Origin of the sequence: Thioalkalivibrio sp. HK1 (assembly GCA_000583135.1) — a bacterium.
Taxonomy (GTDB): domain Bacteria; phylum Pseudomonadota; class Gammaproteobacteria; order HK1; family HK1; genus HK1.
This window is the reverse complement of sequence record JFBG01000072.1, coordinates 21721-32473: the sequence shown is the minus strand read 5'-3', so window position 1 is coordinate 32473 and position 10753 is coordinate 21721. Positions and strand designations below refer to the sequence as shown.

9 protein-coding genes and 1 pseudogene are annotated in these 10753 nt (G+C 63.2%); all 10 read left to right on the top strand.

Annotated elements, in window-relative coordinates; genetic code table 11:
* Positions 1-203, top strand: a pseudogene (locus BF99_RS23525) (UDP-N-acetylmuramoyl-tripeptide--D-alanyl-D-alanine ligase); the annotation flags it as partial.
* Positions 203-1285 carry a phospho-N-acetylmuramoyl-pentapeptide-transferase gene (mraY, locus tag BF99_RS0116630; RefSeq protein WP_025771951.1) on the top strand — a complete coding sequence of 361 codons (1083 nt, stop codon included), beginning with the start codon at positions 203-205 and terminating at the stop codon, positions 1283-1285. The pseudogene BF99_RS23525 and the gene mraY, both read left to right, overlap by 1 nt.
* The gene (murD, locus tag BF99_RS0116625; protein WP_231471427.1) at positions 1282-2748 is read left to right on the top strand and encodes a UDP-N-acetylmuramoyl-L-alanine--D-glutamate ligase; all 1467 of its coding nucleotides are present in this window, start codon (positions 1282-1284) and stop codon (positions 2746-2748) included. The genes mraY and murD overlap by 4 nt, the downstream gene beginning before the upstream one ends.
* A complete protein-coding gene (gene ftsW / locus BF99_RS0116620; protein WP_025771948.1) occupies positions 2745-4028 on the top strand; it encodes a putative lipid II flippase FtsW in 1284 nt (427 codons plus the stop codon). Before murD ends, ftsW begins: the two co-directional genes overlap by 4 nt.
* Positions 4025-5212 carry an undecaprenyldiphospho-muramoylpentapeptide beta-N-acetylglucosaminyltransferase gene (gene murG, locus BF99_RS0116615; protein WP_025771947.1) on the top strand — a complete coding sequence of 396 codons (1188 nt, stop codon included), beginning with the start codon at positions 4025-4027 and terminating at the stop codon, positions 5210-5212. Before ftsW ends, murG begins: the two co-directional genes overlap by 4 nt.
* Entirely contained in the window at positions 5209-6699 is a 1491-nt protein-coding gene (murC, locus tag BF99_RS0116610) for a UDP-N-acetylmuramate--L-alanine ligase (RefSeq protein ID WP_051482960.1), read from the top strand. Before murG ends, murC begins: the two co-directional genes overlap by 4 nt.
* Positions 6700-6707: 8 nt before the next feature.
* A complete protein-coding gene (gene murB, locus BF99_RS0116605; RefSeq protein ID WP_025771944.1) occupies positions 6708-7673 on the top strand; it encodes a UDP-N-acetylmuramate dehydrogenase in 966 nt (321 codons plus the stop codon).
* Positions 7666-8616, top strand: a complete 951-nt coding sequence (locus tag BF99_RS0116600) for a D-alanine--D-alanine ligase (protein WP_197019197.1) — start codon at positions 7666-7668, stop codon at positions 8614-8616. The genes murB and BF99_RS0116600 overlap by 8 nt, the downstream gene beginning before the upstream one ends.
* Positions 8613-9497, top strand: coding sequence for a cell division protein FtsQ/DivIB (locus BF99_RS0116595; protein ID WP_025771941.1), 885 nt, complete (start codon positions 8613-8615; stop codon positions 9495-9497). The genes BF99_RS0116600 and BF99_RS0116595 overlap by 4 nt, the downstream gene beginning before the upstream one ends.
* Positions 9494-10735, top strand: coding sequence for a cell division protein FtsA (ftsA, locus tag BF99_RS0116590; protein WP_025771939.1), 1242 nt, complete (start codon positions 9494-9496; stop codon positions 10733-10735). Before BF99_RS0116595 ends, ftsA begins: the two co-directional genes overlap by 4 nt.
* Positions 10736-10753: the final 18 nt, after the last annotated feature.

Genomic DNA, 10753 nt, shown 5'->3' with positions numbered 1-10753 from the left:
ACCGCCTGCTGACCATCGGCGATTTCGGTCGCGAGACGGTACGGGCCTTCGGCGAAGGGGGCGAGCATTTCCCGGATCGACAAAGCCTGATCGAAAGCCTGCATCGGACATTGCCCGCCGACGCCACGGTGTTGATCAAGGGTTCGCGCTCGATGGGAATGGAGCGGGTGGTGCAAGCCCTCGTCGAGGGGGGGGGCGTCTGATGTTGCTCCTCTTAACCGAATGGCTGGCCAATACCTACAGCGGCTTCGACGTTTTCCACTATCTGACCCTGCGCGCGATCCTCGGGGTGCTGACCGCGCTGGCCATCTGCCTGATGATCGGCCCGTTCATGATTCGTCGGCTGAGTCGAGCGCATATCGGCCAGCCGGTACGTGACGACGGCCCGCAATCCCACCTCTCCAAGGCCGGAACCCCGACCATGGGCGGCTCCCTGATCCTCGTGGCGATCGCGGTCAGCACCGTCTTATGGGCGGATCCGCGAAATCGCTTCGTTTGGGTGGTATTGCTCGTTACCTTGCTCTTCGGAGCGATCGGTTGGATCGACGACTATCTGAAGCTGACGCGCGCCCATTCCAAGGGCTTGCCCGCTCGCCAGAAATACCTCTGGCAGTCGGTGGTCGGGGCTTCGAGCGCGATCTTTCTTTATCACAGTGCCCAGCTCCCGGCGGAAACCGCGCTCATCATCCCCTTCTTCAAGGAGGTGGCGATCGATCTCGGCTGGGGCTATGTCGTGCTGGCCTATTTCGTGATCGTCGGATCCAGCAATGCCGTCAACCTCACCGACGGGCTTGACGGACTTGCCATCTTGCCCACGGTGATGGTCGCCGGAGCGTTGGGGATCTTCGCCTACGCCGGGGGGCATTCGACCTTCGCCGGTTATCTCGGGATTCCCTATATCGCAGGTGCGGGGGAGATCGTGGTGCTTTGCGGAGCCATCGTCGGCGCCGGACTCGGCTTTTTATGGTTCAACACCTATCCGGCGCAGGTCTTCATGGGCGATATCGGGGCGTTGGCGCTAGGGGCCGCTTTGGGGGTGATCGCGGTCATCGTGCGCCAGGAGTTGGTGCTTTTGATCATGGGCGGGGTCTTCGTGATGGAGACGGTCTCGGTGGTGCTGCAGGTTCTGTCCTTCCGATTGACCGGCCGGCGGATTTTCCGGATGGCTCCTTTGCACCATCACTTCGAGCTCAAGGGTTGGCCCGAGCCGCGGGTGATCGTCCGCTTTTGGGTGATCACGGTGGTCTTGGTGCTGATCGGCTTGGCGACGCTCAAAATCAGATGATTCCCATGTTCGCCGCCCTTGATTCGAACTCCCTTCCGGCCGTGGCTCCCGCACCCTCGATGCCGACCGAGGCGGTGGACGATGCCCGCCCGGTGGTCGTGGTCGGTCTGGGCGAAACCGGTCTTTCGTGCATTCGCCACCTCGTCGGGGCCGGGCGGCGATCGATCGTCGCCGTCGATTCTCGTCCTTGTCCGCCGCATCGAGCGCGCGTCGAGGCCGAATTCCCCGCCGTCGAGATCCATTGCGGTCCCGTCGATGCCCGGCTCCTCGCCGGTGCCGCGGAGATCGTGGTCAGCCCCGGGGTTTGGGTGGGCGAGCCCTTCCTGCGCGAGGCCGTGGCCAAGGGGATCCCTTTGATCGGCGATATCGAGCTCTTCGCCCGTAATGCGGATGCCCCGGTGGTGGCGATTACCGGTAGCAACGGCAAGAGCAGCGTGACCTCTCTTGTGGGGGAGATGGCCCGGCGTGCGGGGCTGCGTGCGGTGGCCGGAGGCAATCTCGGCCCGGCGGCACTGGATCTATTGGGGTGCGGCGCCGAGCTCTATGTGCTCGAACTTTCGAGCTTTCAGTTGGAGACCACCTCCTCGCTACGCCCCAAGGTGGCGACCGTGCTCAATATCAGCCCCGACCATCAAGATCGTTATGCCGATCTCGATGAATATATCGAGGCCAAACGCCGGATCTTGCGAGGGGCCCAGGCGGTGGTGGTCAATCTCGATGATCCTCTTGCCGCCCGACTCGTCATCGACGGGCTCGCCGCCGCCCCCGAAGGGGCCGCACCCGATCGATTCGCTTTCAGTTTTAGCCCCCATCCGAAGGCGCATTGGTGCATCGTCGACGAGGGCGATCAAGCCTTCATCGCTCGCAAGCGCAAGCCGATATTTCCCCTCGCCCGCATTCCTCTTTCGGGGCGACACAATGTCGCCAACGCTCTCGCCGCCTTTGCCTTGGGGGAGGCGATCGGTCTTCCCCCTTCGGCCATGGCCAAGGCTCTTCGAGACCACAAGGGATTGCCGCATCGCTGCGAAACGGTCGGCGAGAGCGGCCAAGTGCGCTGGATCAACGATTCGAAGGGCACCAATGTCGGGGCGACGGTTGCGGCCATCGAAGGTCTCGCCGACGCCGACGAGGGTCGGGATCGGCTGATCTTGATCGCCGGCGGTATCGGCAAGGGGGCGGATTTCTCGCCCCTGTCGGCGGCTTGCCGAGGGCGGGTCCGCTGTGTCCTTCTTTTCGGGCGGGATGCGAAAGCCATCGCGCAAGCCTTGGGTCGGGGGATCGAGGCTTGCCATGTTGCGGATCTCGAGGCCGCGGTGGCCAAGGCCTCGACGATCGCCCGCCCCGGGGATACGGTGCTCTTTTCCCCCGCCTGCGCCAGTTTCGACATGTTCGAGAACTATGCGGTTCGGGGGGATCGCTTCCGACGCTTGGTGCGAGCGAGGATCGAGGAGATCGGATCGTGATCGAAACGATTTCCACCGCCGTCGGATGCTCCCCTTCGAAGCGCAATCCCCAGGGTGTGGCCTTCGCCCGCTCCGCCGCCGCCCCCGATCCCGCGATCCCGGCCTCGGCATCGATCCCGCTCGAGATCGGCAATGGTTTCAAGCCCCGTTCTGAGGCCTTTTGGCGGCACCACGATCCCCTGCTGTGGGGGGTGGTGGCGACGCTGACGGCGCTCGGCCTCGTGATGGTGGCCTCGGCCTCGACCGCGATCGCGCAGGATCACTACGGCGATCCGCTGGCGCTTTTTTGGCGACAGTCGATCCATGTGCTGGTCGGATTGGCGGTGATGATTCTCGTCGCCTGCCTTCCGCTGGCCAAAATCTCCCGGGTCAGCCCGCTGTTGCTGGTCGTCTCGATGATTTTGCTCGCTTTGGTGTTGATACCGGGCATCGGCCACGAGGTCAAAGGAAGCGCTCGCTGGATCCGATTCGGCACTTTCGGTATCCAGCCCTCGGAATTCGCCAAAGTGGGTGTCTTGCTCTATTTCGCAAGCTATCTTTCGCGCCGAACCTTGGAAGTGCGCAGTTCCTACTTCGGGCTTTTCAAGGCCTTTATCGTGATCCTCCTCGTTTGTCCCTTGTTGCTGGCGGAGCCGGATTACGGGGCGACGGCGGTGCTGGTCGCCACCGCCTTCGGCATGCTCTTCCTCGCCGGGGTGCCGATGATGCGTTTTGTCATCGCCACCGGCTTCCTGATCGCCGCGATGGGAATGTTGGCGTTGCTGGCGCCCTATCGAGTGCAGCGCATCATGTCCTTCACCGATCCCTTCGCCGACCCCTTCGGCAGTGGATTTCAATTGGTGCAGGCCCTGATCGCCATCGGCCGCGGAGGCTTTTTCGGGGTGGGGCTGGGGGAGAGCGTGCAAAAACTCTTCTATCTCCCGGAGGCCCATTCCGACTTTCTCTTTTCGATGATGGCCGAGGAGCTGGGGCTGGTCTCGATGGTCGTGGTGGTCGTGCTCTACACCCTCTTCATGTTGCGATCCTTGGCGATCGGATATCGGGCGCAGAGATCGGGGCTCGTATTCGGAGCCTACGCCGCATGGGGGATCGGGTTGCTGATCGGCATCCAAGCGGGCATCAATATCGGGGTCAATATGGGATTGCTGCCGACCAAGGGCTTGACCCTGCCGTTGATGAGCTACGGCGGATCCAGTTTTTTGGCTTGCGCTGCGGGGGTGGGAATTCTCGCTCGGGTCGAGCGCGAGCGAAGGATGCTTTGCATGAGGGGGGCGTCATGACTCGGGTGTTGATCATGGCGGCAGGCACCGGTGGTCATGTCTATCCCGCGCTGGCGGTGGCCGAGCGCTTGCGCGCTTGCAAAGCGGAAGTGATGTGGCTCGGCACCAAAACCGGGATCGAGTCCCGGCTCGTACCGGCCGCCGGCTTCCCCTTCCATGTCCTAAAAGTCAAAGGCTTGCGCGGCAAGAGCCTGGGGCGTCGATTGGCGGCCCCTTTCCTCCTGTTGCGCTGCGGTATTCAAGCCCTTTTGCTGTTGCGTAGTCTGCGCCCTCATGTGGTCCTCGGCATGGGCGGCTACGGCGCCGGACCCGGAGGGATCGCTTCTCGATTGCTCCGCATTCCCCTCGTCATCCACGAACAAAATGCGGTGCCGGGGCTGACCAATCGCCTTTTGGCACCGCTCGCCGGTCGAGTCTTGGAGGCCTTTCCCGGCAGTTTCGCCCCTCGTCGGCGGGCGATCCATACCGGCAATCCGGTGCGCGAGGGTCTGATCGAGGGGCGATCGCCGAGAGCGAAAGCGGATTTCGAAAGACCCGTCTTGCGGCTGCTGATCTTGGGTGGCAGCCAAGGGGCGCACAGCCTCAACGAGGCGGTGCCGATGGCCATCTCGCAGCTTCGAAAGGACGAAGCCCGCCCCGCCGACTCGATGTCTCCTTCCCCGACCCCCCAAGCGGCAAAGCCGATATTCGAGATTTTGCATCAGTGCGGTGCGGCGCATATCGAGGCCACCTGCGAGCGCTATCGCTCCTTTGGACTGAAAGCCGAAGTGACAGGCTATGTCGAGGATATGACCGGAGCCTATTCGTGGGCGGATCTCGTGATCTGCCGCGCCGGAGCGATGACCTTGGCGGAGATCGCGGTGGCCGGGGTGGCCTCGATCCTCGTGCCCTTTCCCTTCGCCGTCGACGATCACCAGCGCCATAACGCGGACCATCTCGTGCGTCGAGAGGCGGCGCTTCGCATCGTCGAGGAGGTATCGGATCGCGCTTGCGGATCGAAAAAAGGCAAAGGGCGCAGCGAGAGGCTGGCCGCGGCTTTGAGCGAGGCCTTGACCGAGATTCGTGCCGATCGCTCGCGCCTTGCGAGCATGGCGCGAGCCTCTTACGAAGCGGCCGTTACCGATGCCACCTCGCGGGTCGTCGACGCTTGTTTGGGGGCGGTCCTCGAAGGAGGGAAAGGATGAACGGATCCATTTCCGATCGGGGACGTTTCAATGCCCGCCACTTCGGGCTCGGACGGGTGCGCCGCGTCCATTTCGTGGGTATCGGTGGCGTGGGGATGGGGGGGATTGCCGAGGTTCTGCATACCTTGGGTTTCGAGGTCAGCGGCTCCGATTGCAGTGCGGGGGCGATGGTGACCCGTTTGCGCGGCTTGGGGATTCACATCGATATCGGCCACGATCGATCGCATGTCGTAAGGGCGGAAGCGGTCGTGGTCTCGGCCGCGATCGCCGCTGACAATCCCGAGGTGGTCGAAGCCCGCCGCCGACAGCTGCCGGTGGTGCCCCGAGCCCAAATGCTCGCGGAGCTGATGCGCTTTCGCCATGGCATCGCGGTCGCCGGCACCCACGGCAAGACCACCACCACCAGCTTGGTCGCAAGTCTGCTGACCCAGGGCCGGCTCGATCCCACATTCGTCATCGGGGGCCGCCTGATCTCCGCCGATGCCAACGGTCGTTTGGGGGCCGGCGAATATCTCGTGGCCGAGGCGGATGAGAGCGACGGTTCCTTTTTGCTTTTGCAGCCGGTGATGGCGGTGGTCACCAATATCGATGCCGATCACATGTCCGCATGGCAGGATGATTTCCAACGCTTGCGCTCGGCTTTTCTCGAATTCATCCACCGCCTTCCTTTTTACGGGCTTGCGGTGCTATGTACCGACGATTCCAATGTGCGCGAGATCCTGCCGGGGATCGCCCGTCCGGTTTCGAGCTATGGCATCGACGATCCGGGAGCGGATTTCGTCGCCGACGAGATCGAAGCCGATGGCAGCCGCACCCGTTTTCTTCTGCGTCGCTCGGTCGGCGCTCCCTTGCCCCTCGTGCTCAATCTTCCCGGTCGCCACAATGTTCTCAATGCTCTGGCCGCGATCGCCGTGGCTCAGGAATCGGGGGTCGGGGATGAGGATATCGCCGCCGCGCTTCGCTCTTTTCAGGGGATCGGGCGGCGCTTGCAGGTGATCGGTACGATTTTGGTCGATGGGGGGGAAGTGACCGTGATCGACGATTACGCGCATCATCCTCGGGAGATCGAGGCGACGGTCGATGCGGTACGGGCCGGTTGGCCGGGACGGCGCTTGGTGGTCTTCTTCCAACCCCATCGCTATACCCGCACCCGCGATCTTTTCGACGACTTCGCCGCGGTGCTGTCGACTCTGGAAATGCTGATCGTGCTCGAGGTCTACGCCGCGGGAGAAAGCGCGATCCACGCCGCCGACGGGCGTGCCCTGTGTCGGGCGATTCGGGCGCGGGGACGGGTCGATCCCGTTTTCGCACCGCAAGTCGCCGATGCCTGTGCCTTGGCTCCGGATCTGGTCCGCCCCGGGGATATCGTCTTGACCTTGGGGGCCGGCGATATAAGCGCCGCCCCGCTGCGCATCATCAAGGCCATCGAGATCTTGAATCCGAAACCGGCTCCATCGCCCTCGACACCTCGGGGATCGGGGCCATGATGCCGTCGATGAGCATGCGATCGCCCTCCCTTTGCGGCCTCGCCTCTTCGGCCGCGCCTGCGATTCGCCACCATGAATCCCTTGCCCGCCATACGGTCTGGGGGGTCGGGGGAAAAGCGGATCGCTACTTCGAACCGTCTTCGATCGACGAGCTCGGGGCCTTCCTTGCGGCCCTGCCCGAAAGCGAACCACTGCTCTGGCTGGGCTTGGGCAGCAATCTTTTGGTGCGCGACGGCGGGGTGCGGGGCACCGTGATATCCACCTTGCGCTTGCGATCCGTCGCATCCGTCGGAGCCACGAGGCTGCGGGCCGAGGCCGGGGCCACATGCCCGAAGGTGGCCCGCTTCGCCGCCCGCAAAGGCCTTTCGGGCTGCGAATTTCTCGTCGGCATCCCCGGCTCGATCGGCGGGGCGTTGGCCATGAATGCCGGGGCTTTCGGCGGCGAGATCTGGCCGCAGGTCGCATCCGTCGAAACCATCGATCGCCGCGGCCGCCGTCGTACCCGGTTGCATGACGATTATCGCTACGGATACCGGCACCTCGAGGGACCGCCGGGGGAGTGGTTCGTGGCCTGCGAGCTCGATCTCGTCGACGATGCCGAGAAAGAGGCCTTCGCCCGCATTCGATCCCTGCTGGAGCGGCGTTTTGCGACCCAGCCCGTCGGTCAGCGCAGCTGCGGCTCCGTCTTTCGCAATCCCCCCGGCGATCATGCCGGTCGTCTGATCGAGGCCAGCGGGCTCAAAGGTCTGCGGGTCGGGGGCGCCGTGGTATCGGAAAAACACGCCAATTTCATCCTCAACGAGGAGGGCGCCAGCGCTGCGGATCTGGAATCGCTGATCGCGCTGGTCGCCGATGAAGTGAAGAGGCAGCAAGGGATTTCGCTGATCCCGGAGGTGCAAATCGTCGGCGAGGAGGATTCGATCGGACCGGGATCGACTCCGATCGCCGATGCGAGGGAGCCTTTCGATGCTTAGCCCCGTCTTGCCCCCTTCGCGCATTCACCATCCGTGTGATTTCGGGCGGGTGGTCGTGCTCTACGGAGGGTGCTCATCGGAACGCGAGATCTCCTTATCGAGCGGGATCGGGGTGCTGGCCGCCTTGCGCCGCAAGGGGGTGGATGCGCATGGCATCGATTGCGACGCGCAAGGTATCCGGCGGATGCTGCGCGGTGATTTCGACCGGGCCTTCATCGCCTTGCACGGACGGGGCGGCGAGGATGGCACCGTGCAAGGCGCTCTCGAGAGCATGGGGATCCCCTTTACCGGCAGCAAGGTGCTGGGCTCGGCGCTATCGATGGATAAATATCTCTCCAAAAGAATGTGGTCGGCGACCGGGATCCCCACCCCCTCGTTCGAGATCGTCGATGCCGATGAGCCTCTCGATGCTCTTCCCGAGCGGATCGGCTTTCCGATGGCGATCAAGCCCGTCGGCGAGGGATCGAGCATCGGGGTATCGAAAGTGCGCGATGTCGCCGGATTGGAGCGGGCGGTGATGACCGCCAAGGCCTTCGACGATCGGATCATCGCCGAATCCTGGATCGGCGAAGCGGAGTACACCGCGGCGATTTTGGAGGGATGCGTTTTGCCTTTGATCCGTCTCGAGACCCCGCATGACTTCTACGACTACGAGGCCAAATACACCACCGGGGCCGGCACCCGGTATTTCTGCCCCAGCGGTTTGGATGACCGGACCGAGGCGGAATTCGGTCGGCTGGCGCTCGATGCCTTCACGGTCCTCGGGGCGAGCGGTTGGGGGCGGGTCGATTTCGTTTGCGATCGGAAGGGCGCCCCCTTTTTTCTCGACGTCAACACCATCCCCGGCATGACCGGTCATTCCCTCGTTCCGCGGGCGGCACGGGCGATCAAGGTGGGGTATGACGATCTCGTCTGGCGGATATTGGAAACCAGCGTCGAATGAGCCCTTCAAGCCTCGAACTCGATCTCGATCCGGATTCCGTTCGCGATGCCGGTGCCGATGCCGGCAAGGGCTCGGCGGCGGCCGAAGCGTCGGCGGCCGAGTCCCTCGCCCCCTCCAAGCGCAAGGCGGAGCGCACCATGGCCTTGTTTTGCGTTCTTGCGGCCGTGGCCTTGGTGTTGTTGGTCAGCTCCGGAGTTTTGCTCCAACCGGTTCAGGTGGTACGCATCAAGGGGGATCTCCTTCGCGTATCGAAAGAGGAATTCGTGCACGCCATCCAGCCCCGACTCACCCCGGGGCTGCTGCGCATCGATATGGCCGCGCTGCGCTTGCATGCCCTCGATATTCCATGGGTGCGCGATGTCAGCATTCGGCGGGTATGGCCCGACGGTCTGGATATCGTCGTGGTCGAAGAGCGACCCTTCGCTCGTTGGGAGTCGGGCGGATATATCGACGATCGAGGCCGGCATTTCTTCGCCCCCCCGTCGGATCCGTCGGATCGCTTGCCCGCCTTGTTCGGCCCGCCGGAAACGCAAGCCATGGTGAGCGGGATCTATCGGCGACTAGAGCGAGAGATCGCTCCTTTCGGATTGCAACTCGCCCGGATCGGACTCACCCCCCGAGGGGTATTCCATATCACCTTGCGAGACGGGCCGCATCTCGTTTTCCCCCCGGATAAGAAGCCGGTATCGCGCGCCCGCTCCGGTATCGAATTGATCCATCGGGAATTCGCCGAACGCCTGCACGAAATCGAACGGATCGATTTTCGTTATCCGGATGGATTCGCTTTGCTTCCCAAGAAGCGAAGCGAAAGCCCCCAAGGGTCGGGGCGAGGTGCGGCTTTGCGGTTTTTGAACGGAAGCGGTGCCGGAGACAGCGCATGAAACGTACCGATGCGAAATATGTCGTGGGCCTCGATATCGGCACATCGAAGGTGGCGGCCATCGTCGGCGAAGTCGGCGACGACGGGGAGATCGAGGTGGTCGGCTACGGAACCCATGCCTCCAATGGGCTCAAAAAGGGAGCGGTGGTCAATATCGAATCCGCGGTGCAATCGATCCAGCGCGCGGTGGAGGCGGCGGAACGCAGTGCCCAGTGCGAGATCCATTCGGTTTATACCGGGATCGCCGGGGACCATATCCACAGCATGGATTCGGATGGCAGCGTTGCGATACGCGACAAAGAGGTCGGAAGCGAGGATGTGCTAAGGGTGCTCGATGTCGCGCGGGCGGTGTCGATCCCCGCGGATCAGCGGATCCTCCACGTTCTGCCGCAGGAATACATCATCGATCGACAAGAGGGGATTCGCGATCCCTTGGGGATGTCCGGAGTTCGACTTGAAACGCGGGTGCATATCGTGACCGGTGCGATCAGCACCGCGCAGAACATCGTCAAATGCGTGCGCAAATGCGGGCTCGAAGTCGAGGACATCATCTTGCAGCAACTGGCATCGAGCGAATCGACATTGTTGACGGATGAAAAGGATCTCGGGGTCTGTCTGATCGATATCGGAGGAGGCACCACCGATATTGCGGTATTCGTCGAAGGAGCGATTCGCCATACCACGGTGATTCCGATCGCGGGCACCCAGATCACCAACGATATCGCGATCGTCCTGCGCACCCCGCCTCCCCACGCCGAGCAGCTCAAGATCAGCTACGGCAGCGCCCTCGCTCGCCTGACCGATCCCGATGAAATCATCGATGTCCCCAGCGTCGGCGAGCGTCCTCCCCGTCAACTGGCTCGCCAGAATCTGGCCGAGGTCATCGAGCCCCGATTCGAAGAGCTATTCGCCTTGGTCAAGGCCGAATTGCGACGCAGCGGATTCGAGAACGCCATCGCCGCCGGCGGGGTGGTGCTCGCCGGGGGCAGTGCGAATATCGAGGGCCTGGCCGATCTGGCGGAGGAGATTTTGCATGTGCCGGTGAGGATCGGCGTGCCCCAAGGGATCGGCGGCCCCCCGGAGTTGATCGGGGATCCCGCCCATGCCACCGGCTTGGGTTTGTTGCAATTCGGGGTGCGCCAAGGAGTGCATTCCTCGTTTTATCCGCAGGCAGAAGCCCCCAAGGGGCTGCGGGCGTTCTTTGCAAGGGTGAAAGGGTGGTTCGAGGGCAATTTTTGATGGGCGATGGGCAAAAGT

Excerpts from the sequence above, each read along its gene's own strand:
- murG (WP_025771947.1), top strand. The coding sequence starts at position 4,025 with ATGACTCGGGTGTTGATCATGGCGGCAGGCACCGGTGGTCATGTCTAT.
- BF99_RS0116595 (WP_025771941.1), top strand. The coding sequence starts at position 8,613 with ATGAGCCCTTCAAGCCTCGAACTCGATCTCGATCCGGATTCCGTTCGC.
- ftsA (WP_025771939.1), top strand. The coding sequence starts at position 9,494 with ATGAAACGTACCGATGCGAAATATGTCGTGGGCCTCGATATCGGCACA.
- mraY (WP_025771951.1), top strand. The coding sequence starts at position 203 with ATGTTGCTCCTCTTAACCGAATGGCTGGCCAATACCTACAGCGGCTTC.
- murB (WP_025771944.1), top strand. The coding sequence starts at position 6,708 with ATGAGCATGCGATCGCCCTCCCTTTGCGGCCTCGCCTCTTCGGCCGCG.
- murD (WP_231471427.1), top strand. The coding sequence starts at position 1,282 with ATGATTCCCATGTTCGCCGCCCTTGATTCGAACTCCCTTCCGGCCGTG.
- murC (WP_051482960.1), top strand. The coding sequence starts at position 5,209 with ATGAACGGATCCATTTCCGATCGGGGACGTTTCAATGCCCGCCACTTC.
- BF99_RS0116600 (WP_197019197.1), top strand. The coding sequence starts at position 7,666 with ATGCTTAGCCCCGTCTTGCCCCCTTCGCGCATTCACCATCCGTGTGAT.